This is a genomic window from Sideroxydans lithotrophicus ES-1, assembly GCF_000025705.1.
GTDB lineage: Bacteria > Pseudomonadota > Gammaproteobacteria > Burkholderiales > Gallionellaceae > Sideroxyarcus > Sideroxyarcus lithotrophicus.
Map to the genome: position 1 here is coordinate 2,690,053 of NC_013959.1, position 20,668 is coordinate 2,710,720.

General features: G+C 54.7%; 28 protein-coding genes and 1 pseudogene. 8 read left to right on the plus strand and 21 right to left on the minus strand.

The window, feature by feature from the left end; genetic code table 11:
• Nucleotides 1-8 precede the first annotated feature (8 nt).
• The 8 genes from SLIT_RS13225 to SLIT_RS13260 form a co-directional block, all read right to left on the minus strand.
• Nucleotides 9-455, minus strand: a complete 447-nt coding sequence (locus SLIT_RS13225; RefSeq protein ID WP_013030771.1) for a hypothetical protein — start codon at nucleotides 453-455, stop codon at nucleotides 9-11.
• The gene (locus SLIT_RS13230; protein ID WP_013030772.1) at nucleotides 452-934 is read right to left on the minus strand and encodes a c-type cytochrome; all 483 of its coding nucleotides are present in this window, start codon (nucleotides 932-934) and stop codon (nucleotides 452-454) included. The genes SLIT_RS13225 and SLIT_RS13230 overlap by 4 nt, the downstream gene beginning before the upstream one ends.
• Nucleotides 931-1,209: a hypothetical protein gene (locus SLIT_RS13235; protein ID WP_013030773.1), complete on the minus strand. Its 279-nt coding sequence runs from the start codon at nucleotides 1,207-1,209 to the stop codon at nucleotides 931-933. The genes SLIT_RS13230 and SLIT_RS13235 overlap by 4 nt, the downstream gene beginning before the upstream one ends.
• 22 nt (nucleotides 1,210-1,231) lie before the next feature.
• A complete protein-coding gene (locus SLIT_RS13240; RefSeq protein WP_013030774.1) occupies nucleotides 1,232-1,444 on the minus strand; it encodes a hypothetical protein in 213 nt (70 codons plus the stop codon).
• 497 nt (nucleotides 1,445-1,941) lie between these two features.
• Complete coding sequence (locus SLIT_RS13245) at nucleotides 1,942-2,556, minus strand: hypothetical protein (protein ID WP_013030776.1); 615 nt, start codon at nucleotides 2,554-2,556, stop codon at nucleotides 1,942-1,944.
• Between the two features lie 14 nt (nucleotides 2,557-2,570).
• Nucleotides 2,571-3,527, minus strand: coding sequence for a cbb3-type cytochrome c oxidase subunit II (locus SLIT_RS13250; protein WP_013030777.1), 957 nt, complete (start codon nucleotides 3,525-3,527; stop codon nucleotides 2,571-2,573).
• A 33-nt stretch (nucleotides 3,528-3,560) separates the two neighbouring features.
• On the minus strand, nucleotides 3,561-4,967 hold the full coding sequence (locus SLIT_RS13255; protein WP_013030778.1) for a cbb3-type cytochrome c oxidase subunit I: 1,407 nt from the start codon (nucleotides 4,965-4,967) through the stop codon (nucleotides 3,561-3,563).
• 205 nt (nucleotides 4,968-5,172) lie between these two features.
• Complete coding sequence (locus SLIT_RS13260) at nucleotides 5,173-5,454, minus strand: hypothetical protein (RefSeq protein ID WP_013030779.1); 282 nt, start codon at nucleotides 5,452-5,454, stop codon at nucleotides 5,173-5,175.
• A gap of 599 nt (nucleotides 5,455-6,053) precedes the next feature.
• On the opposite strand from SLIT_RS13260, the gene SLIT_RS13265 reads away from it, so the two are divergent.
• From SLIT_RS13265 to SLIT_RS13285, 5 genes are all read left to right on the plus strand, one after another.
• Nucleotides 6,054-6,833, plus strand: coding sequence for a c-type cytochrome (locus SLIT_RS13265; RefSeq protein ID WP_083775047.1), 780 nt, complete (start codon nucleotides 6,054-6,056; stop codon nucleotides 6,831-6,833).
• A 154-nt stretch (nucleotides 6,834-6,987) separates the two neighbouring features.
• Nucleotides 6,988-7,575, plus strand: coding sequence for a c-type cytochrome (locus SLIT_RS13270; RefSeq protein WP_013030781.1), 588 nt, complete (start codon nucleotides 6,988-6,990; stop codon nucleotides 7,573-7,575).
• Nucleotides 7,559-8,077, plus strand: a complete 519-nt coding sequence (locus SLIT_RS13275; RefSeq protein WP_013030782.1) for a cbb3-type cytochrome c oxidase subunit I — start codon at nucleotides 7,559-7,561, stop codon at nucleotides 8,075-8,077. Before SLIT_RS13270 ends, SLIT_RS13275 begins: the two co-directional genes overlap by 17 nt.
• A 209-nt stretch (nucleotides 8,078-8,286) precedes the next feature.
• Complete coding sequence (locus tag SLIT_RS16250; RefSeq protein ID WP_223293803.1) at nucleotides 8,287-8,562, plus strand: TlpA family protein disulfide reductase; 276 nt, start codon at nucleotides 8,287-8,289, stop codon at nucleotides 8,560-8,562.
• 38 nt (nucleotides 8,563-8,600) lie between these two features.
• Nucleotides 8,601-9,062, plus strand: coding sequence for a hypothetical protein (locus SLIT_RS13285; RefSeq protein WP_013030784.1), 462 nt, complete (start codon nucleotides 8,601-8,603; stop codon nucleotides 9,060-9,062).
• Between the two features lie 59 nt (nucleotides 9,063-9,121).
• On the opposite strand, the gene mog is transcribed toward SLIT_RS13285, so the two are convergent.
• From mog to apbC, 11 genes and pseudogenes are all read right to left on the minus strand, one after another.
• On the minus strand, nucleotides 9,122-9,664 hold the full coding sequence (gene mog, locus SLIT_RS13290) for a molybdopterin adenylyltransferase (RefSeq protein ID WP_013030785.1): 543 nt from the start codon (nucleotides 9,662-9,664) through the stop codon (nucleotides 9,122-9,124).
• On the minus strand, nucleotides 9,664-10,902 hold the full coding sequence (locus SLIT_RS13295) for a molybdopterin molybdotransferase MoeA (RefSeq protein WP_013030786.1): 1,239 nt from the start codon (nucleotides 10,900-10,902) through the stop codon (nucleotides 9,664-9,666). Before SLIT_RS13295 ends, mog begins: the two co-directional genes overlap by 1 nt.
• Nucleotides 10,903-11,080: 178 nt before the next feature.
• Nucleotides 11,081-11,656 (minus strand): molybdenum cofactor guanylyltransferase, encoded by a 576-nt coding sequence (gene mobA / locus SLIT_RS13300; RefSeq protein ID WP_013030787.1) that lies wholly within the window; start codon nucleotides 11,654-11,656, stop codon nucleotides 11,081-11,083.
• The gene (gene mobB / locus SLIT_RS13305; protein ID WP_013030788.1) at nucleotides 11,653-12,168 is read right to left on the minus strand and encodes a molybdopterin-guanine dinucleotide biosynthesis protein B; all 516 of its coding nucleotides are present in this window, start codon (nucleotides 12,166-12,168) and stop codon (nucleotides 11,653-11,655) included. Before mobB ends, mobA begins: the two co-directional genes overlap by 4 nt.
• Complete coding sequence (locus SLIT_RS13310) at nucleotides 12,165-12,590, minus strand: molybdenum cofactor biosynthesis protein MoaE (protein ID WP_013030789.1); 426 nt, start codon at nucleotides 12,588-12,590, stop codon at nucleotides 12,165-12,167. The genes mobB and SLIT_RS13310 overlap by 4 nt, the downstream gene beginning before the upstream one ends.
• 3 nt (nucleotides 12,591-12,593) lie before the next feature.
• The gene (locus tag SLIT_RS13315; RefSeq protein WP_013030790.1) at nucleotides 12,594-12,833 is read right to left on the minus strand and encodes a MoaD/ThiS family protein; all 240 of its coding nucleotides are present in this window, start codon (nucleotides 12,831-12,833) and stop codon (nucleotides 12,594-12,596) included.
• Nucleotides 12,830-13,333 carry a cyclic pyranopterin monophosphate synthase MoaC gene (moaC, locus tag SLIT_RS13320; RefSeq protein ID WP_013030791.1) on the minus strand — a complete coding sequence of 168 codons (504 nt, stop codon included), beginning with the start codon at nucleotides 13,331-13,333 and terminating at the stop codon, nucleotides 12,830-12,832. Before moaC ends, SLIT_RS13315 begins: the two co-directional genes overlap by 4 nt.
• Nucleotides 13,330-14,103 (minus strand): HesA/MoeB/ThiF family protein, encoded by a 774-nt coding sequence (locus SLIT_RS13325; RefSeq protein ID WP_013030792.1) that lies wholly within the window; start codon nucleotides 14,101-14,103, stop codon nucleotides 13,330-13,332. Before SLIT_RS13325 ends, moaC begins: the two co-directional genes overlap by 4 nt.
• Before the next feature lie 12 nt (nucleotides 14,104-14,115).
• Nucleotides 14,116-15,225: a GTP 3',8-cyclase MoaA gene (gene moaA / locus SLIT_RS13330; RefSeq protein WP_013030793.1), complete on the minus strand. Its 1,110-nt coding sequence runs from the start codon at nucleotides 15,223-15,225 to the stop codon at nucleotides 14,116-14,118.
• Between the two features lie 67 nt (nucleotides 15,226-15,292).
• Nucleotides 15,293-15,460, minus strand: a complete 168-nt coding sequence (gene tatA, locus SLIT_RS13335) for a Sec-independent protein translocase subunit TatA (RefSeq protein WP_013030794.1) — start codon at nucleotides 15,458-15,460, stop codon at nucleotides 15,293-15,295.
• 54 nt (nucleotides 15,461-15,514) lie between these two features.
• Nucleotides 15,515-16,615, minus strand: a pseudogene (apbC, locus tag SLIT_RS13340) (iron-sulfur cluster carrier protein ApbC); the annotation flags it as partial.
• 190 nt (nucleotides 16,616-16,805) lie between these two features.
• On the opposite strand from apbC, the gene SLIT_RS13345 reads away from it, so the two are divergent.
• Entirely contained in the window at nucleotides 16,806-17,267 is a 462-nt protein-coding gene (locus tag SLIT_RS13345) for a C40 family peptidase (protein WP_013030796.1), read from the plus strand.
• Nucleotides 17,268-17,276: 9 nt separating this feature from the next.
• On the opposite strand, the gene mltB is transcribed toward SLIT_RS13345, so the two are convergent.
• Nucleotides 17,277-18,227 (minus strand): lytic murein transglycosylase B, encoded by a 951-nt coding sequence (mltB, locus tag SLIT_RS13350; protein ID WP_013030797.1) that lies wholly within the window; start codon nucleotides 18,225-18,227, stop codon nucleotides 17,277-17,279.
• A 101-nt stretch (nucleotides 18,228-18,328) separates the two neighbouring features.
• Here mltB and trxB point away from each other — a divergent pair, with 101 nt between their 5' ends.
• A complete protein-coding gene (gene trxB / locus SLIT_RS13355) occupies nucleotides 18,329-19,285 on the plus strand; it encodes a thioredoxin-disulfide reductase (RefSeq protein WP_013030798.1) in 957 nt (318 codons plus the stop codon).
• 3 nt (nucleotides 19,286-19,288) lie between these two features.
• Nucleotides 19,289-19,804, plus strand: a complete 516-nt coding sequence (locus SLIT_RS13360) for a Smr/MutS family protein (RefSeq protein WP_013030799.1) — start codon at nucleotides 19,289-19,291, stop codon at nucleotides 19,802-19,804.
• Nucleotides 19,805-19,872: 68 nt separating this feature from the next.
• Here the strand turns inward: SLIT_RS13360 and SLIT_RS13365 are convergent, their stop codons facing one another.
• Entirely contained in the window at nucleotides 19,873-20,475 is a 603-nt protein-coding gene (locus tag SLIT_RS13365) for a peroxiredoxin (RefSeq protein WP_013030800.1), read from the minus strand.
• Nucleotides 20,476-20,668: the final 193 nt, after the last annotated feature.

Here is a 20,668-nt window from a genome sequence, read left to right on the forward strand (position 1 = left end):
AAAGGGCATTACGATTCCCTTTCAGTTGCAGGCCGCCTGTCTTCTTGCGAGACTTTTGCTGAGCGACCGTACACTCCCTTGATCATCACTTCGCCGAGAATGCCGCCCATAGCCGCAGATTCGATTGCAAGGATTACATACAAACCCCACCAACCTACAGGGTTCAAAATGCTGCCATGCGGGATACCGGTGACATACGCTATTTCTGCGTAACTTATGCTTCGCACTATCAATGGCGGGAGATAGCACAGCCATTTCCCACCCATACCGAAGATTCTGGTTACCAACAGGCCGGAAAGGAATGGGACCACAAACAGATCCACACCCCATGCAAAACTGAATGTGGACAATCCAGAAAATAATTCTATTTTTACGCCAAGCAGCTTATCGGCAATATGAATAAATGCCACTCCCGCCAGTAGCGCCACCATGCCAGTAAGGTATTTGTGCCTCATTTTCCCGGTTCCTTGCCTGTCAGCTTTTCGTACTCCATTTTCCTGGTTTGCTCAAGATACCAATCTTTGACTTTCAAACTAGCCAAATATTTGGCCAGCACACGTCGCTCCTCGTCAGGCAAAGCGGCATAGGATGGCATTTGATATTCTTTTTTCAGTCGTGAAGGTATGACTGACTGAGGATTGCGAGATGACAGGTAATCATATAGCCAAGACTCGGTGCGCAGCGTACCAATGCCATCCAGTATGGGAGCCGGCACGGACTCCATCATGTTTTTTAAAGTCCAGAGGCTGTGGCAGTTTTTGCAATCCTGGCTGCGATATATATCCATCGCCTTTTCTGCGACTTCCTGCGTTGCCGTACTGTAATATGGAATTTCCCGATCATGCGGGCCTTCCACATGCAGGATCGAGTGCAACATTCCGCCAGCGACGACCAGGCCGATCAGGGCCAGAACGGCTTTTTCTCCCCGCCTCATGCCTTTAACTTATGGTCTTGCGCTTCTTGCGCCAGGAAACGATTGCGGCTCTCAATTTGAGCTTTAATCACTGTACGGCTCTTTGCAAATTCTTCAGGCGTCATTTTGTCCTGGTCTTTTTCATCAAAGAGAACGTATTTGATATCCTCATCGAATTGCTCGTTATTCATGCCCCAGCGTATCCAGTACACCACTGCCATGATAATCACCGCTCCGATGATCAGCCACAGGTAGATGGTCCAGCCATCCGGAAGATTTTCAATGAAGTTCGCCATAATATACTCCCACCATAATTAATCAGAAAAGGTAACCGCCCAGCATTTGTACCGCGCCCATCACTATCGCGGCGACCACGCCTACGATAATAGCTGAAAACATAAAACGCTCTCCCGTTCTCATTTTTTGTGGGCGGTTCTTGCTAAACATAAATGCTATGACAATCGCAGAGAACACCACTATGCCAATCAGCAAAAAAACGAATATCCACTCACTGAATTGCTGGCTACGCATCCCCTCGATGCTGAGATCGAGCTTTGGGGAGATTTCAGAGCTTACTTGGGATGTTTGCAGGTGTGAGACCTGAAAATTAGAGATTGAAATCGCTGACTCCTAAACTAATTGAATTTTAGCTTAACAGTATACCCCGGCCAAGACCGGGGCGCTTACTGTTACGAATTCAAAAGGAGTTATTTCTTCTATGGCAAACGGCAACGGTTAGCAAGCTAGTACGCACCTACACCATGGTCCAAATGCTGCCTTCTTGAAGTAGTCGAGATTCCTTTAGCGCAGCAAATCTTATTGCAGCCGCTTTTGACCAGTTATTGCTATTACTTCTTTATCTTGTCAATAAAGAAACTGTAAAAAGTCGGGGCCAAAAGAGCCACGAGAATTATTCCAAAAAGCACGCCTGGGCCGTAGTCGATTTCTATCATTCTTTTCTCCGAAATTTGGGTTAACAAAACCGGATTGGCGAATACGTACGCCAATCCGATACTAGTTAATCATCATTAGTGATGCTTGGGCTGCCAAGTTGATGGAGGCAATCTCTTGATCAGGATGATCACCATCGTGAAGAAATATATTACATAGAATATATCGATGGTGTAACCCTTGTCCCACCAAGGCTGCTTTCTTTCCGGCGTTCCGTCGGCTTTTAAATTGCCTTCAAAGTTTGCCATAACAACATGATCACCCACCACGTTGTACTCTTCCAAGTCAGCGCCTTTGGCTTCCAGAGCTTCGATTTCCGGCTTGATGAGGCGCAGGTCGTTCATTGTCAAAGGGTGACGCTCTAGCAGAGCATCATATTTACCCCCAACATTCATCTGAACGATCTTCTTCATCGCAGCTTCGTCATCCTGAATAGCCATGACTTCAGGCGTATTCATTGCCTTGACATAACCCGCATAGATAGCCGCTGTCGGGCGCTGTCCCCACAATGGGAATGTGATCGCAAATGCGGTCAACACGGTCAGCGCAACCAGCAATACCACCGGCATGGGCATACGATGATTATCTTCCGTTATTCCGCCGAGGTCCTCTTTCTCCCACAGCGCTTTGTCTGCCTCATTCGTCGCCGCATCAACCATCGTGACTAAGGGACTATTAAAATTCCATGACATTTGGTATCTCCTCGTTACTTAAGACTCAACATGAAGTCGATCAGGCTGCGGATATCGGAATCGCTCGCATAGCTAGGAACCTCCGGCGGATTCACACTCTTGCCTTCACGGTAATCGTTGTAATCAGCACGCCATTTGTCATAGTCGATCTTCTTGCCCGAAGCATCCTTCTCGCCCCACAGGTAGTCAAAACGCGGCATGATGGAATGCGGCTGAACCAGGCGCGGATTGAAGAAGTGCATCATCATCCACTCTTTGGAAGAGTTGCGCGATCCTACATGCAGCAAGTCCGGAGCCTTGCGGTCAGAACCGAATGCAGTTGGCGATTCACCGTTGAAGTCACCCAGCATCGGTGGTGCGCCAAAGACTTGCCAGTCCTGCGTTTCTTCTGGAAGCAGTGTATGACACCACCAGCAGCCTTCACGCACGAACATCGTCTTGCCCTTACCAGCCTCAGAGATGTCTTCATCCTTGGATACACGCATCACATCAGCAGGAGTCCAGCCCTTGGTTGTAGTCAGGTCTTCAATGTAATCCAGTTCCTTCCCATTGAAAGATCCCTTGTTCAAGGCAAAGACCGCGCCCTGATCCTTCTTGGCATCTGTGATATGCCCCTGCTCGACGCTCAACTCCTGTACGCCTTCACCCAGAATGCGAGGATGCAGGATACCCGCCGGGAACGGCGTTCCCGGTTGGTACACGTACACAGACATTGCTGCCGGCAAAGGCTTGCCCGATTTCGGATCGACTCTCAGAGTGATCTCATCCGGCTTGTTTTTCCCCTGCAGAAACGGGTCGTCCAGGTTGAAGCCGGTCTCATGTCCAACGGACAATTGCTTGGCAAGTGCGATTTGCGTCGATGCCACGCTGGCGATATTGATACTTGGCCACAACAATGTAATACACATCGAGCCGGCCAGCGCACCAGCGAATAGCCTCGATCCGATCTTATACTCCCTAAATCCAGCCATGCTTAATCTCCCTAAATTTTACACAGGCTAATATTAGCGCTCGTATCCCAGTTCATGAGGCATACGACCCTCAGGAACAACGGTTCCTTTACGCGCTGTCATCCACATGTTGTACAGCCACAGTATGTTGCCCACGAACACCAAGGTACCGCCGATCCAGCGGGCGATCATGTATGGGTGCTCAGCAATTACCACGTCGATGTACGGAACTTCGTAGATCTTGCCTGCGCCTTGAATCAGGCCGGCAATGGTCATGGAAACCCAGTAGATGGTGAAGCCGATCAACAGCAGCCAGAAATGCATATTGGCCAGTGTCAGGGAGTAAAGTTTGCGCTTCATGATGGTCTGCAGACCCAGATAAACCGCAGCAGACTCCAGGAATGTCGAGAAACCAAGCAATGCGAGGTGCGCGTGAGCCACGATCCAGCCCGTACCATGGATATACCAGTTAATCGCACGGGTTTGCTGGAAGCCGCCTTGCATGTTCAATGGAATAGCCATCAAGCAGCCCGTAATGGTGAAGCGAACTTCGATGTTCTCGACGAACATGTACCATTTACCCTTCATCGTCAGCATGATGTTCGAAACGAATGCGATGGCAGGCACCAGAATCAGCACACCTTCAACCGAGGCAAACGATTTCAACCACTCAGGCAGCGGAGCGGACATCAGATGGTGAGCAGCAGGTGTCGAATAGAACACAACCACGGACCAGAAGTGCAAGTGGCCGATACGGTGTGAGTACAGCGGATTGCCGGTAACTTTCGGAATGGTGTAGTAAGCGATCGCAGCAGCCACCGGAGTGATCCAGAGACCCAGAACGTTGTGCGCGAACCACCAAGTCAGATATGCCTCGGTCAGACCAGTCAAGTGGAAGAACTCGGGAGAGTTACCCACCAGGAACACGATGATCACCATGAAAACCGCTGCCGCAAAGAACCAGTTGGTTGTGTAGATACCCTGCGTGCGGCGATTCAGGATCGTCATCCAGACGTTGGTTGCAAGAGGAATAAACACAAAGAAGGCCAGATACAAGTCAACCGGCCACGGGAAGTCAGAGTATTCGCGACCGGATGTGATCCCCGCCCACAAAACCGTCAGACCAAGCGTCAGCCCCAGGTTCCAGAACAGGCAATTCCACAAACCGAGCTTCTCAGACCACAGCTTGGTATTTCCGAGCGCTGGCGTGATGTACATCATGGCCATCGCGAACGCCATTGAGATCCAACCGAAAATAACGGCCATCACGTGCACCTGACGCATATGACCGAAGGCGAAATAGATATTTCCAGTCACAAAGTCCGGGAACGCAAGCTTGGCAGCATTGAACGAACCCAGTCCGGTACCGATGACGAACCAGATAATTGAAGAAAATCCGAAGAACACCGCCGCCGAACCGGCCGGTATGTCTTCGTTCTTGGCAAACAGATATTTCAACATGCTTCTCCCCCTCAACTCAAATGAACACTATAAATTAGTGACGATCACCACCATCGCTGTCTTCATGTGGGACAAGTATGTACCACGATAGCAACATGCTCGAAAACGCCAACAGCACCCCCAGTGATCCCGCAATCAAAGCCATAGCCAACCCCCTATTAATTAATGTCTATACCGAAAGTATCTTGACGGACCGCGCTTCAGCTCAGGCAGCGCCAGTCTCAAGCTTGTAATGACGATTCAAGCCTACGTAGAGAATTCCACAGAAAGCAATTCCGAATACGATCATCGCCCAATCAATAAACCCGGTAAAAGTCGACGGATCATAAGCAGTCCAAGCCGCACCGCCCCAGTTTGCAAAACCCCCACGCCCCATCAGACACATCAAAGCCGCACCAAACACGCTGCCATTCCCCATTCCCGTCAACATCCCGCTTACGAGAATTAGCCAGATGGATAGAGATTTCGTCTCGTTCTTTGTACTCATGACCCCCCCTAAGTTTATGAAAAACAACACTTCGATTCACAAAACAAATTCAATACTTCTTTCGCAACACAATTTGGACGCCATCACCTAGCGCCCTTAACAATTCACAAGCAAACTAATCTATAAAAACAATGGCTTAGTTTAAATCGGCCAGCAACGGTTCTTACATGCATAGTTACTTTTGCCGGATGTTAAATAGCATTCCCTCTACTTGTCAAGGGAATTGTAGCCACACCAAGCCTTTTAGTGAGATTTACTCGAAATTGACGATAATTTAACGTAAATTTAACGTAAATTAGGACTAATAACACTATTGCCTCAGGGATTTCTTGGTGCTACTATCGCGCCGTCCTGAAAGGTTGTTTTTGCAGACGGATTGGATCTATAACCATAATTGACCAAGGAGAAACAAATGCTTGAACCAGATACAACAACTGCCGAAGTTATTTATATGTACGTTGGCATATTCGTGTTTTTATTCGGCTTGGCTTTTATCGTTTTGAAAAAACATTCCTGAAATGTAACTTGCGGTACAGGGGATGAATTGGTTTTGGCCTGCAGCAAGTGTGGGTATTTAATAATCTAGGGGGGAGGAGCACATGCGTATGTTATCGAAATTGGCAATGGCGTGCTGGGGTGCGGTCGCCATGCTGGCTTTTTCAGGAGCGAGTTTTGCTGAAGCTGGTGGAGTCACCGTTAATGTAACAAATGGTAAGAACATTTACGAAAATGGCAAACCAGGTGTCAATGGCCAGCCGGACGTTCCTGCATGTGCCGTATGTCATGGCGACAAGGCAATGGGCAATGACGGGATGGGCGCCCCAAGATTGGCCAATATCGGATACGTATATATCGTCAAGCAGCTGACGAACTTCGCTGAAGACAAGCGCATGGACGTAACAATGATGCAGATGAACGGCATCGCAAAATCATTGACCGAACAGGATCGTCGCGACCTGGCTGCATATGAGAACAGCTTCCCGCATCAAACCGAACTTTCCGACCTCAAACAACTTAAGGCCGATGGCACAAAAGTTGGTGAGATATACAAGGGCGAGAAGCTGGTTCAATATGGCGAAGAAGGCAGAATTTCCGCATGCGTAACCTGCCATGGTTATAATGGTCGTGGTGCCGATCCCGTTTATCCCAAGATCGGTGAGCAGAAATATGTATACTTGGTCAATCAGCTGACGCACTGGCGCGATGCTTCCAGAACAAATGATCCAATGGGTCAAATGCGCGCAATTGCAAAGAACCTGACTGACGACGACATACAAAACGTTGCAGCCTACTTGTCGCAAGCACCCGACAGCTCTGCAGGGGACGGCATGCAAATTGGCAACCAGACAGTTTTGAAAAATATTAAAGTCGTAAAGTAAGCATTCTGTTGTAATTTGATTCTTTCAGCGTCAGAAATCCTGGCGCTGAAAACCAAAGGGGTACTGATCGTCATTGATCAGTACTTTTTATTTTGAATTTTCGTAAAGCATTGCGTCGCATATTCATTTCATACAGCGGTAGGATTGGAGATAAATGAAAAATGGCATGAAAAAAGGAGAAAAGATCCTTTTTGGCTTCATTGGATTTCTTGTGGTCGTTACCGTCATCAACTTTACCGTGCTCGAGTCGATCAGGCGGCATTCTGCCAGACCGATGTTTCCAATCCTGACGCATTTCGAATTCACCCAGGAAGGCAAACAGGGTTACGAGATATATCAGCACAGTGAATGCTACACCTGTCACCGGGCCGTCGGCAGCGGTACCAGCATGGGCGTGAGCCTGGACGGGCTTGGCTCCAAGCATGATGTCAATTACTTTTACAATTTCCTGAAAACGCCGGAAGCGGTGTATGGCGCCAAAACCATGGATCACGGCGCTCCACCCAAGGATGCCGCATATGTATCTGCTCTTCCGGATTCGGACTTGCGTGCGATGGCAGTATTCTTGTCTGAGCTGAAGGCTGATCAAGGATCGTCTTCGTCTTTCGAGCCGCCCCAGGGTGATTCGAGTTTTATTGATTCTATGGTTGATATGTGGACGCCAGACGGCTGGAGGACACAGTTCAAGGATATTCGCGATTGGATGAAATCAAAAGAGGAGCAACATGAAGGAAAGCATTGAACACAGCGCAGCTGAGCGCGAAGATTTTACCCGCTACGTTTTATGGTTCGTCTATGCCTGCATCATATACAGCATCATCGGCTTTTCCTGGGGCGCGATCATGGGTGGGGTTCCGGCTTTCCGGTATTTTGTGGATTACAGCGCGCACGGTCGTTTGATCACTCTGGCACATGGACACATCAACCTGCTGGGATGGGTCGAGATGGCGATCTTCGCCGCTTTGTACTACGTCGTGCCAACGGTTTCCCGCCGTCAGATATACAGCCTGCGCCTGGTGAAGATCCATTTCTGGATGCATAACTTCGGCCTGATCGGCATGGTAGTCTTTTTCCTTGCAGCCGGTCTGATCGGCGGCCTCAGCACAGGCGACAATACGGAAAGCGTAGTCAAGCATTTGATGGCCTTCGTCGGCATATTCGGGATGCTGGTGCTCACGGCCAATATCATCTGGGGCTACAACCTCTACAAGACGACCAAGGCCGGGTGGCAAAAGAAGGCATGAAGATGCGGAAGTTCCTGTCGATATGCTTCGGGATAGCGCTGTTAAGCGGTTGCGAACAGCATCTGTCAGCCGGCTTTGAAGTTGGCATGAAGGCACCGAGTCTGCCTACCAAAACCTTGGCCGACGGAGATGGGAACTTCAGCAAAGTCACAACATACCGCCAGCCCGATTCCCGCATGTACCAATATTCCGTTGACAAGGCACTGTTGATGGGAAAACCGATCGTGCTGGAGTTCGCCACGCCCGGTCATTGCACCAATTGCGACCAGCAGCTGCAAATGCTGAAAGGTGTCATGGATGAATATCAGGACCGGATGATATTCATCCACATTGACCAATATGCCAATCCCCAGGCATATAAAGCCTACAGGGTCATGGGTGACCCGTGGACCTTCATCATCGACAAACACGGTGTCGTTCAATTCGAACAGGCCGGAAGGATGTTGCTTGGCGAGATGAACAGTGCGATACAGCATGTCTTGTAGGGCGGGCAGCAAATCGACAAGAATATGGCAGGAAAGTTATGACAGATAAGATGCAATTCGATCTGGTACAGGATCGTAAAGGGATGTTGTGGGATCTGATGCTTTATGTTCCAACGGTGGTTGCGCTTGCATCGATAGCAGCAAGTTTCTGGTATGGCGATGACCACAATATGGGTTATTTGTTTTTCTTCCTGACCTGCTTCTTCTTTATCGCCGGATTCAATCGGATATTCAAGACCAGATTGATGCTTTTGCCTTCCGCACCGGTAACTCTCAAGATAGGCGACCAAACTCTCGGTTTGATCCAGAAGAACGGGGAGCAAGTGAATCTGGTAAAGGAGCTGCGCTACTACGCCGATTACTCGGGGAAATCCTTTGGTATTACCGGCCTGGATGGCGGCGGCAAACGTTTGCAGTTCGTATTCCACAAAGGGCAGTTTCCGACAGCCGAAAAATTCGACTCCGTGCAAAAGATATTCAAGACCCAGCTCGGCAATTAAGCACCGCTGTCGGCTTTCTCAACGACAGCAAGGGCTGTCGACCCACTCTCTACCTGCTGTTATTTCCGGCTTTTTGCGTGCGCCGGACGGAATGCCTTGCACTGTTCCGGATCGGATTCCAGATATGCACCTTCGATCAGGTCGATGCAATAGGGAATGGCCGGAAACACCGCATTCAGGCAATCGTCGATGGCGGACGGCTTGCCGGGCAGATTCACGATCAGGCTTTTGCCGCGTATGCCTGCGGTCTGCCGCGACAGGATCGCGGTGGGCACGAACTTCAGCGAAGCGGTCCGCATCAGCTCGCCGAATCCCGGCATCATCTTCTCGCACACTGCCTCGGTCGCTTCCGGCGTGACGTCGCGCAATGCCGGACCGGTGCCGCCGGTGGTGACGATGAGGCTGCAGCCTTCCTCGTCGCTTAACCGACATAACGCCGCTTCGATTTCTGCCTGTTCGTCAGGGATCACCAACGGCACCGCCTCCCACGGACTGCTCAGCACGCGCGTGAACCATGCCTGGATCGCCGGGCCGCCCTTGTCTTCGTATTCCCCGCGACTGGCGCGGTCGGAAACCGTCACGATACCGATGCGTGCTTTCATCACCATTCTCCGCCTGCTTCCTGTTGATATGCCGTACCGTCCAGCAACTGCACCGTCACCAAACTGCCCGCAGCCAGCCCCTTGCTCTGCGGCGGAACGACCAGCAGACCTTCCGCTTTGGACATGGACGCCAATATGCCGCTTCCCTGTGCACCCGTTGAAGTCGCCGTATAGCCCCCCTCTTCCCGGCTCAACATCACCCGGACGAATTCGGTGCGACTATGCTTGTGCTTCACCTCATGCGTCAGCCGCGCCTCGACAGTGCGACGATAGATCGATGCATGCCCCATCATGCGGCGCAGCGCGGGCAATACGAATTGCTCGAAGCACACCATGCTCGAAACCGGATTGCCCGGCAAGCCAAAAACAAATGACTCAGCCGTGGCGCCGAACGCCATCGGGTGCCCCGGCTTCATCTCCACTCGCCAGAATCTCATCTGCACACCCAGCGCCTCCAGCGTCGGGCGCACATAGTCATGCACGCCGACCGAGGTGCCGCCGGAGACCAACAACGCATCGAACTGCAAGCCTTCCTGCAGGTAGAGGCGCAATTCTTCCGGCTTGTCGCGTGCGATGCCGAGCAGCGTGGGCTGCACGCCCAGCGCCTGCACTTGCGCCATCAGCGCGTAGCTGTTTGCGTCGGGAATCTTGTTGGCGTCAAACGGATCGTTCAGCCCTTCCAGTTCGTCACCGGTGGAAAGGATCGCCACGCGCGGCTGGCGATACACCTGTACCGAACTGCGTTTCACCATCGCCAGCATGCCAACGGCACCCGGCGTGAGTTCCGTTCCCTTCACCAGCACCACCTCGCCATTGCGCATGCCTTCGCCTTTAGGACGGATGTCATTGTCGGGCTTGACCGGTACATTGATCTGCACCCGCGCATCCGACACTGACTGTGTATCCTCGACACGTATCACCGCATCCGCTCCCGGTGGCACCGGCGCGCCGGTCATGATGCGCGTGCACTGCCCTGCCTGGACAGTCTTGCGCGGCATATCGCCCGCCTTGATATCCTCGATGATCTCCAGTGTGGCTGGAGCTTTCGCCACATCCGCACTGCGCAAGGCAAAACCATCCATCGCCGACACGTCATAAGGTGGCTGGTCGCGGTTGGCCCGCACGTCTTCCGCAAGCACCCGCCCCAGACATTGCTCCAGAGCGACATTTTCCGTGCCCAATTGTCCTACCGCTTCGATGACGCATCGCTGCGCTGCTGTCACTGTCAGATGCTCCACCTGCACTCCTGTACCGTTCGTCGAAAAATCAATGATCAGAATACAACCTTGCCTGCAAGCCAACAGATACGGACACCTTCAAATACATACATTGCAGATCGGCGATATTCGGCCTTCTTCATGCATACACCTTGAAGATCGCCTATCGACGGCAATTGTAAGGTATGCATCTTGAAAGTCATTTCTGCGCCGCCTGAAAATCCTCCGGCGTATCCAGGTCGAAGAAACTGCGCAGCTGCGGATCGGCACCACGCAATTCCGCCTCGCTCACATAACGCACATCCAGCTTCTCCAACGAGCCACGCAGACTCCTGTCTCCTGCCGCAAGATTTGCGCGCATCGTCTGCAACGTATTCGTCGCATAAAATGCAGCCAGCGGCTGGGGATGGCCAGCGACCATCGGCACGACCGCCTGATGCCCGGCACGATGACCCGCAAGCTGCAAAACCACTGCCGGCGTCACGAACGGCATGTCGCATGCCACCGCAAATATCCACTGCGTCTGGGCCTGCGCCAGCCCAGCGATCAACCCGGCCAGCGGCCCGCCCGCCTCTTGTTCGTCGCAGACCTGCTGCACTGCCACACCGGTGCGCGGCTGGCGCACGCTGAGAATCACCTTGGGAAATACCTGCTGCATGGTTGCAGTCACGCGATCCAGCAGTGTCTTGCCATCCAGTTGCAGCGCCGCCTTGTCCTGCCCCATGCGGCGCGAATCGCCGCCGGCGAGGATCAGCGCGGTGCAATCCTCGATCATTGTGCCGCCCGGCGCAGGATGAAATCGACGATGCCGCCCACATCCTCCAACCCAAAATGCGGCAGTTGCGGATACACCTCGTCCATATCGGTGACCATGGCGATCAGCCCGTCCTCGATGGCGCAACGCGGCGGCTGGTCGCAAGCACGACGCAGCACTTCGATCTTCGCACCCGGTGCATGCGAAAAACCTTCCGCCAGTACCAGGTCAGCCTCACCCAGAAAGCGTTGTGCCAACTGTTCCGGTTCGCGCCGTACCTTGGCATCCGCCACCAGTTGCAGCGCATCGCGTGTGAGCAGCATGCTCATCACCGCCCCGGCCTCCTTGTAACGGAAACTGTCCTTGCCCGGCGTATCCAGCTCGACCTTGTGATGCGCATGCTTGATGGTGGCGACCTTGACGCCGCGCAAACACAGCTCGCGGATGAGTTTTTCCAGCAGAGTGGTTTTGCCGGAGCCGGAATGACCGACGATGCTGAACACCTTTGGCGCTGGTTTCGATACGGCACTCATGGATGCGGCGTCACCCAGGAATCGCCCTGCGGCGTGATCTCTTTCTTCCAGATCGGCACGCGCTGCTTCAGTTCGTCTATCATCCAGCGGCAACCATCGAATGCGGCAGCACGATGTTCTGCTCCCGCAGCAATGAACACGATGTTGTCACCGCCTTTTACCGTGCCGATGCGATGCACGATGCGCGCATCGAGCAGCTTGAATCTTTCAATGGCCTCACTGCGCAACTTGTTCATCTCGGCCAGTGCCATGCTGCCGTAGGCGTCGAAGCTGATCTCACTGACGCTGCGGCCTTCGGAGAAATCGCGCGCGCAGCCGAGGAAGGTGGCGATGCCGCCCATGCGTTTCGAGCTGGCTTTCAAAGCCCTGATCTCTTCGTCCTGCGAGAAGTCGGCTGCCTGGATACGGACCGGTTCGGTCATCGCTTAACCCCCGGAGAATTTCGCCATGAAGGCGATCTCGTCGTTGTCTTGCAGTGCCATCTGTTTGTCGTGAACCTGGTTCTGGTTCACGGCAATGAAGCTGACGATGCTGAATGCACCCGGATTCTGGGCACCGAGGTGAGCGATGACGTCATGCAAGGTCATGCCCTGGGTGAATTCGACTTGCGTCTCGCGAGTCTGCATGCGGTCCGCGACCGGGCCGAAGAACAGCACCGTGATCATTTGGTATCTCCGCGTTTCCATACGCCGCTTTTGCCGCCGCGCTTCTCTTCCAGTTGCACGCACTCGATGCGCATGCCACGGTCGATGGCCTTGCACATGTCATAGATGGTGAGCAGCGCCACATTGGCAGCGGTCAGCGCTTCCATCTCGACACCGGTCTGGCCGACGCAACTGGTGGTGGCAAGCACCTTGATGCCGACGCAACCCTGCGCATCCGGCTCGTTGATCTCGCCGAACTCGATCTCCACGCCGGACAGCGCGATGGAGTGGCACATCGGGATGATGTCCGGCGTGCGCTTGGCCGCCATCACCGCGCCGACATCGGCCACCGTCAATACATCGCCCTTGGCGATCTGGCCACTGCGGATGCGCTGCAGTGTGGCAGCCTGCATGCGCAGCACGCCGCTGGCGATGGCGACGCGCCGGGTGTCGGATTTGGCCGACACATCCACCATGCGCGCGCGGCCTGAGTCGGAGAAGTGGGTCAGTTTGTCTGTCATGAGTTCACCCGCCTTTCCGCAGTTATATCACCACAAGTCCGGCAGGCCGGATCTTTGCTCAGCGAGCTGCGCAGGATGTTCATGTCCAGTGCGTTGATGGACAGCAGCTTGCCGCTCAGGCCACGATCGATTCCCATCAGCAGCTTTAGTGCCTCTGCGGCCTGCAGCGTACCGATGATGCCGACCAGCGGCGCGAAAACGCCAGTGGTGGCGCAGCGCAGCTCTTCCGCTTCGCTGTCTTCGGGAAACAGGCAGTTGTAACAAGGTGCGTCGTCATTCCGGTAGTCGAACACGGCGACCTGGCCGTGGAACTGGATGGCCGCGCCCGATACCAGCGGCTTGCGCTGCGCCAGGCACGCGCGGTTGACCGCGTACCTTGTTTCAAAGTTGTCGCTGCAATCCAGCACCACGTCGGCCTGTGCAATCAATTCGCCCAACTGCGCTTCGTCGGCGCGGATCGCCAGCGCGACGCACTCCACCTCGGGATTGATCTCGTGCAGTGCGCTTTGCGCCGAAACGACCTTGGGCTGGCCGACCGTGCCGGTGCGGTGGATGATCTGGCGCTGCAGGTTGCTGAAGTCCACGCTGTCGTGGTCGCACAGGGTGAGCTTGCCGACACCGCTGGACGCCAGATACAGCGCGGCAGGCGAACCCAGCCCGCCGACTCCGATGATCAGCGCGCAGCTGCCGAGCAGGCGCTGTTGCCCTTCGATGCCGATCTCCTGCAGCAGGATGTGGCGGCTGTAGCGGAGGAGTTGTTGGTCGTCCATATGAGTTGGTTGTTATCCGCCGATATACGACATTTCGACTTTTCCGACATGCCCGGTCGCCTCGTGGCGCAGCAGCGAATAGCGGTCGGTGCGCCGGCCCCAGCGGTCCGCGATCAGATCGGCAAGAACCCGGTCTCCGGCTCCCCGGCGCAGCGGAGTGCGCAAATCGAGTCCTTCATTGGCGAACAGGCAGGTATACAGCTTGCCGTCGGTGGATAGCCGGGCGCGGGTGCATTCCTGGCAAAATGCCTGTGTGACCGAAGCGATCACGCCGATCTCGCCGCCGCCATCCGCATAGCGCCAGCGTTCCGCCACTTCACCGCTGTAAGCGGGATCGATCTGCTCCAGCGGATACGCCTGCACCAGACGGTCGAGTATCTCCTGCGCGGGAACGACATCGTCCATGCGCCAGCCGTTGGTGCAGCCGACATCCATGAATTCGATGTAGCGCAACACGATGCCGGCATGACGAAAATGTGCGGCCATCGGCACGATCTCATGCTCGTTCACGCCGCGCTTGACCACCATGTTGATCTTGAGCTGGCCCAGACCGGCAGCCTGTGCCGCTTCGATCCCCTCCAGCACGACGCCCACGGCGACATCCGTGTCGCTCATGCGGCGGAAGGTGGCATCGCTCAAACTGTCGAGGCTGACCGTCACGCGGCTCAGTCCGGCTGTTTTCAGGTCCTTTGCCTTGCGCGCCAGCAGAACGGCATTGGTGGTCAGCGCGATCTCCAGCGGCTCGCCCGTTAGGGTTTGCAGACCGGCGAGCTTCTCGATGAGTCGTTCGATGCCGCGCCGCAGCAGAGGTTCGCCGCCGGTCAGGCGGATCTTTTTCACACCCAGCTTGATGAACTGGCGCACGACGCGTTCGATCTCTTCGAAAGTCAGCAATTCCGCTCGCGGCAGGAACGTGTGGCTCTCGTCGAATATCTCGCGCGGCATGCAGTAGGTGCAGCGGAGATTGCAACGGTCCGTCACGGAGATGCGCAAGTCGCGCAACGGGCGCTGCAGGCTGTCCAGCGATGTGGACGAATGATCGCGGGCATCGTTCATGGCGCGGTCATCCAGCAGCGCCGGTTGCCGCCCCACAGTGACGATGCGAATGATGCGATTGCTCATGGTGATCTGGATACGGCTGGCCAGACTGTCAGACGTGCGGATCTGGCCGTTACTTGAATGCCGTTCTCTATCCTCTATCGTTCAACTGCCCGGGAGGATCTGACTTCATCCCGTCCTTGAAGCCCTTGACCGCCCCGCCCAGATCGCTGCCGACGCTGCGCAGTTTCTTGGTCCCGAAGATCAGCACCACTGCCAACAATACGATCAACCAATGCCAAATGCTGAATGAACCCATCTCTCTCTCCTGGCAAACCACTCTGTAACCAACTTGACCGCAACTTTCCCTGAATCAGGTGTTCTGCACCACGATCTTGGGGAAAGCCGCACTATGATCCTGCGCCATTTCGGCGACCTTGACCGCGACGCGCCGTGCGATCTGCTTATAAGACTTGGCGAGGTTGCCCTCGGGATCGGCCACCACTGTCGGCCTGCCGGAATCGGCCTGTTCGCGGATGCGGATATCCAGCGGCAAGCCGCCGAGGAACTCCACGTTGTAATCGGCACACATCTTCTCGCCGCCGCCCGCGCCGAAGATGTGTTCTTCGTGTCCGCACTTGGAGCAGATATGCGTGCTCATGTTCTCCACGATGCCGATGATCTTCACGTCCACCTTCTCGAACATCTTCAGGCCTTTTTTCGCATCCAGCAAAGCGATGTCCTGCGGCGTAGTGACGATCACCGCGCCCGTGACCGGCACTTTTTGCGCCAAGGTGAGCTGGATGTCGCCCGTGCCCGGCGGCAGGTCGATCACCAGATAATCCAGATTGTCCCAGCGGGTCTGGCGCAGCAACTGTTCCAGTGCCTGTGTCACCATGGGACCGCGCCAGACCATCGGCGCATCGTCGCCTTCGATCATGAAGCCGATGGACATGGCCTGTATCCCATGTCCTTCCATGGCCTCCATCGACTTGCCATCCTTGGAGACCGGACGGCCGCTGATTCCCAGCATGGTTGGCTGTGACGGCCCATAGATGTCGGCATCCAGGATACCCACACGGGCACCTTCGGCCGCCAGCGCCAATGCCAGATTCACTGCAGTGGTGCTCTTGCCCACGCCGCCCTTGCCGCTCGCCACGGCGATGATGTTCTTGACGCCATCGACCAGCTTGACTCCGCGCTGCACGGCATGCGGCACCACCTTGCTGCTCACGTTGACGCTGATCTTGCCGCTCCCTGGCAGGACAGACCTGAGATGCGTCTCCACCATGCCCCTGATGTCTTCCCACACACTTTTCGCCGGATAGCCGAGCAATATGTCCAGCGATACGTCGGAGCCGTTGATCTTGATATTCTTCACAGACTTGCTGCTGACGAAGTCCCTTTTCGTGTTGGGATCGGTCAGACTCTTCAATGCGCCCTGCACGTCGGCCTCAGTAAAACTCATTGTCTGCTCCTGCGAATATTGAAAGCGATAATTCTATACCAGAGTGGTTAACCATAGCCCCGACTTGGGGTGCGGTCAATTCTCCCCCATAAGGGGTATCGACATCCCGGACACGCTGCTTCCGTACCATCTCAAGCGTCGATTCTCAATCAGCCTCCACTTTACAGTCCATAGCGGACTGACTTACATTGCGCCCATGAAAAGATTGCTGCTCCTCTCCATTTCGTTCCTGCTCGCCGCCTGCGCCACGACGCCATCCCGGCAATACACGGCCTCCGATGGCCAGGTGAACGATCTGGTGATGTATGCGATCAGTCTGGCTGACACCCCCTATCGCTATGGCGGCAACTCCGCCAGCACCGGCTTCGATTGCAGCGGCTTCGTCGACCATGTCTATCGTCATTCGCTGGGCATCAGATTGCCGCGCACCAGCCATGACATCAGCCGGGTTGGCAAACCGGTAAACCAGAGTGACCTGAGTCCCGGCGATCTGGTCTTCTACAACACGCAACATGCATCTTTCTCGCATGTCGGCATATATATCGGCGACGGGAAATTCGTGCACTCACCCAGAAGCGGAGAAAGCGTGCGCACGGAGAATATGCAGATGCGCTATTGGCTGACGCGCTACGACGGTGCGCGCCGCATCCTGCAGTAGCAGACCGCCTCAGTAACGCGCGTCATGGAGCGCTTCGGCCAGCTGAAAGACCGACATCGCATAGAAGTTGCTGTTGTTGTAACGCATGATGACGTTGAAGTTGCTGAACACCAGCCAATACTCCTTGCCCGACTCGACCGTAAAATCCAGCAACCACGCCGGCGGCAGGTAACCTGAGGCCTTTTTCAGCGGCGTCACCCCCGCATCGCGCCAAGCGATGACCGGACGCGCATCTCCGACGACGCCAAGACGCTTTTCATCATCGACCTTGCAGGGCAGCGCAACCGGCTCACCGTTGCGCCAGCCGAATTGCTTGAGATAATTGGCTACGCTGCCGATGGCGTCTTCAGGCTCATTCAGCAGGTCGATCTTGCCGTTACGGTTGAAATCCACGGCATAACGGCGATAGCTGCTGGGCATGAACTGGGGTATACCCAGCGCACCTGCATAGGAAGCCTGAATGGACAGCAGATCGAACCGCTGTTCACGCGCCAGCAGCAGGTATTGTTCCAGTTCGTCGCGGAAGAAGTCGGCTCGGCGCGGGTAATTGAAAGCCAGCGTCGTCAATGCATCCAGCGCCCGAAAATGCCCGGTGTTGCGACCATACGCCGTCTCGACTCCGATGATACCGAGTATGATCTCCTGCGGCACGCCATACTGTTTCTCTGCGCGCTTCAGGGCTCTCGAATATTTCAACCAGAACTGCAACCCGCTATCGATGCGCTGCTGATTGATGAAGTTCGGGCGGTACTCGATCCAGGGCTTGAGGATGGCGGGCTGGTTGATGGAGTCGATGACGTCCTGGCGGTATTCGGCATGAACGAACGCCTGTTCCAGCTCTTCGCGCTTGAACTGATGTTTGACCACCATCTCGTCTATGAAAGCCGGAATGCCCGGCAGATCGGCCGCTTGTGCGGTGCATTGAACGAACAAAAGAAACAGGAATAATTGTTTTTTCATGGTGCATCGAGCTTAATGGTTGGCGCATTTTACTCGACAGTACGCCGTGTCACTGTTAAATTTGACCCAATATTCACTCATGGAAAAGCGTTCACATCAATATGGAAAAACCTGCACAACATCATCGGCTCATCATTCTCGGTTCCGGCCCCGCCGGCTACACCGCCGCCATCTACGCTGCCCGAGCCAACCTTAAACCGACGCTCATCACCGGCATGGCGCAGGGTGGCCAACTGATGACCACCACCGAAGTGGATAATTGGCCCGCCGATGTGAATGGCGTTCAGGGCCCCGAACTGATGCAACGTTTCCAGCAGCATGCGGAGCGTTTCAACACCGAGATCCTGTTCGACCACATCCATACCGCCAGACTGCAGCAGAAGCCCTTCCTGTTGATCGGCGACGCTGGCAGCTACACCTGCGATGCCCTCATCATCAGCACTGGCGCATCTGCGCAATATCTGGGCCTCCCCTCCGAAGAAGCCTTCATGGGCAAGGGAGTATCCGGCTGCGCAACCTGCGACGGTTTTTTCTATCGCAACCAGGATGTCGCCGTGATCGGCGGCGGCAATACCGCCGTGGAAGAAGCGCTGTATCTGGCCAACATCGCCAGACATGTCACGCTGGTACACAGGCGCGACAGTTTCCGCGCTGAGCGCATCATGGTCGACCACCTGATGGAAAAAGTGAAGGAAGGCAAGATCACGCTGCAGCTGAACCAGACGCTGGACGAAGTGCTGGGCGACGACAGCGGCGTGACCGGCATGCGCATCAAGCAGGTGCAAGGAAGTGCGACGCAGGAGATCAAAGTCGCGGGCGTGTTCATCGCCATCGGGCATAAACCCAACACCGACATCTTCGCCGGACAACTGGAGATGGACAATGGCTACATCGTCACCAGGGGCGGACGCCTTGGCAATGCCACGGCAACCAGCATCGACGGGGTGTTCGCGGCAGGCGATGTGCAGGATTACATCTATCGCCAGGCCTGCACCAGTGCGGCAACCGGATGCATGGCGGCACTCGATGCAGACAAGTATCTCTCCGAATTGAGGTAGGCCTTGAAAGAAAAACCGGAACAGGATGCTGACTTGTTCCGGCAAGCGCTGAAAGATGTGACGCCGCTGCCTCCCGGCAACCGCATCGCACCGGCTGCCAAGCCCCGCAAACCTGTCTCATCTGCGGCTCTTAACTCATCCGTCATTGACAACCTGTCCGATCATGGCGCAGGTGATATCGCAGCCTCGGAGTTCCTGCGTCCGGACCTGAATCGCATGACGCTACGCAAGTTGCGCCGGGGTGAATGGCCCCCGCAGGATGAGATCGATTTGCATGGCCTCAGCACAGACGGAGCAAGAAAGTCACTTGTAGAGTTTCTGCATGCGGCCACATTACGCAAGCTACGTTGTGTCAACGTGATACACGGCAAAGGCTGGCGCAGCGAAGGACGCGACGGAACACTGAAAGTCCACACCCGCCACTGGTTGACCCAACATGCGCAGGTACTGGCATTCTGCGAAGCTCCACCCAATGCTGGCGGCGGCGGCGCGGTATGGGTGCTGCTGAAAAGCAGTTAGCTCGATATTGCAGCAATACAAACAACAAAGGCTCCATTGGGAGCCTTTGTTGATATGTGGCGAACCTCTTACAGTTCTTTTGCGTGTGAAGCCAGATACTTCGCCACGCCATCCGGCGAAGCATTCATGCCGGCCTTACCTTTGCTCCAGCCGGCAGGACAGACTTCGCCGTGCTCTTCGGTAAATTGCAGTGCATCCACCATGCGCAGCATTTCGTCGATGTTGCGGCCCAGCGGCAGGTTGTTCACCACCTGGTGCTGCACCACGCCGGCACGGTCGATCAGGAAAGAGCCACGGTATGCCACGCCGCCTTCGGCTTCGACGTCATAGGCTTTGCAGATCTCATGTTTGATGTCTGCAACCAGTGTGTAGCGCACCTGGCCGATACCGCCCTTATCCACCGGAGTGTTCTTCCAGGCAAGGTGGGTGAAGTGCGAGTCGATGGAAACGCCGATCACTTCCACATTGCGCTTCTTGAATTCTTCCAGACGGTGATCGAAGGCGATGATCTCGGATGGACAAACAAAGGTGAAATCCAGCGGATAGAAATACACCACGGCGTATTTGCCGGCGATCTGCTTCTTCAAATTGAAAGTTTCATTGATTTCGTTGTTGCCCATGACGGCAACGGCGTTGAAATCGGGAGCTTGCTTGCCTACGAGTACTGCCATGATGTTCTCCTAAAGGGTGGTTGGAATAGCGGGCGCGTTATCTTGAGTGAATCGCTGGGATTTGAAATTTACCAGATACGTTAACAGTGTCAACCTGCGAATGATAAATCTATTCTTCGATTGTGCTGATTTATTCAAACGTTCAACGTCAACCCGCCTGATGTTCTATTCCTTACAACCAAGCAGCGAAAAA

Coding starts and splice junctions, on each gene's coding strand:
- SLIT_RS13225 (WP_013030771.1), bottom strand. CDS start 455: ATGAGGCACAAATACCTTACTGGCATGGTGGCGCTACTGGCGGGAGTG.
- SLIT_RS13230 (WP_013030772.1), bottom strand. CDS start 934: ATGAGGCGGGGAGAAAAAGCCGTTCTGGCCCTGATCGGCCTGGTCGTC.
- SLIT_RS13235 (WP_013030773.1), bottom strand. CDS start 1,209: ATGGCGAACTTCATTGAAAATCTTCCGGATGGCTGGACCATCTACCTG.
- SLIT_RS13240 (WP_013030774.1), bottom strand. CDS start 1,444: ATGCGTAGCCAGCAATTCAGTGAGTGGATATTCGTTTTTTTGCTGATT.
- SLIT_RS13245 (WP_013030776.1), bottom strand. CDS start 2,556: ATGTCATGGAATTTTAATAGTCCCTTAGTCACGATGGTTGATGCGGCG.
- SLIT_RS13250 (WP_013030777.1), bottom strand. CDS start 3,527: ATGGCTGGATTTAGGGAGTATAAGATCGGATCGAGGCTATTCGCTGGT.
- SLIT_RS13255 (WP_013030778.1), bottom strand. CDS start 4,967: ATGTTGAAATATCTGTTTGCCAAGAACGAAGACATACCGGCCGGTTCG.
- SLIT_RS13260 (WP_013030779.1), bottom strand. CDS start 5,454: ATGAGTACAAAGAACGAGACGAAATCTCTATCCATCTGGCTAATTCTC.
- SLIT_RS13265 (WP_083775047.1), top strand. CDS start 6,054: ATGCGTATGTTATCGAAATTGGCAATGGCGTGCTGGGGTGCGGTCGCC.
- SLIT_RS13270 (WP_013030781.1), top strand. CDS start 6,988: ATGAAAAATGGCATGAAAAAAGGAGAAAAGATCCTTTTTGGCTTCATT.
- SLIT_RS13275 (WP_013030782.1), top strand. CDS start 7,559: ATGAAGGAAAGCATTGAACACAGCGCAGCTGAGCGCGAAGATTTTACC.
- SLIT_RS16250 (WP_223293803.1), top strand. CDS start 8,287: ATGGGAAAACCGATCGTGCTGGAGTTCGCCACGCCCGGTCATTGCACC.
- SLIT_RS13285 (WP_013030784.1), top strand. CDS start 8,601: ATGACAGATAAGATGCAATTCGATCTGGTACAGGATCGTAAAGGGATG.
- mog (WP_013030785.1), bottom strand. CDS start 9,664: ATGAAAGCACGCATCGGTATCGTGACGGTTTCCGACCGCGCCAGTCGC.
- mobA (WP_013030787.1), bottom strand. CDS start 11,656: ATGATCGAGGATTGCACCGCGCTGATCCTCGCCGGCGGCGATTCGCGC.
- mobB (WP_013030788.1), bottom strand. CDS start 12,168: ATGAGTGCCGTATCGAAACCAGCGCCAAAGGTGTTCAGCATCGTCGGT.
- SLIT_RS13310 (WP_013030789.1), bottom strand. CDS start 12,590: ATGACCGAACCGGTCCGTATCCAGGCAGCCGACTTCTCGCAGGACGAA.
- SLIT_RS13315 (WP_013030790.1), bottom strand. CDS start 12,833: ATGATCACGGTGCTGTTCTTCGGCCCGGTCGCGGACCGCATGCAGACT.
- moaC (WP_013030791.1), bottom strand. CDS start 13,333: ATGACAGACAAACTGACCCACTTCTCCGACTCAGGCCGCGCGCGCATG.
- SLIT_RS13325 (WP_013030792.1), bottom strand. CDS start 14,103: ATGGACGACCAACAACTCCTCCGCTACAGCCGCCACATCCTGCTGCAG.
- moaA (WP_013030793.1), bottom strand. CDS start 15,225: ATGAGCAATCGCATCATTCGCATCGTCACTGTGGGGCGGCAACCGGCG.
- tatA (WP_013030794.1), bottom strand. CDS start 15,460: ATGGGTTCATTCAGCATTTGGCATTGGTTGATCGTATTGTTGGCAGTG.
- SLIT_RS13345 (WP_013030796.1), top strand. CDS start 16,806: ATGAAAAGATTGCTGCTCCTCTCCATTTCGTTCCTGCTCGCCGCCTGC.
- mltB (WP_013030797.1), bottom strand. CDS start 18,227: ATGAAAAAACAATTATTCCTGTTTCTTTTGTTCGTTCAATGCACCGCA.
- trxB (WP_013030798.1), top strand. CDS start 18,329: ATGGAAAAACCTGCACAACATCATCGGCTCATCATTCTCGGTTCCGGC.
- SLIT_RS13365 (WP_013030800.1), bottom strand. CDS start 20,475: ATGGCAGTACTCGTAGGCAAGCAAGCTCCCGATTTCAACGCCGTTGCC.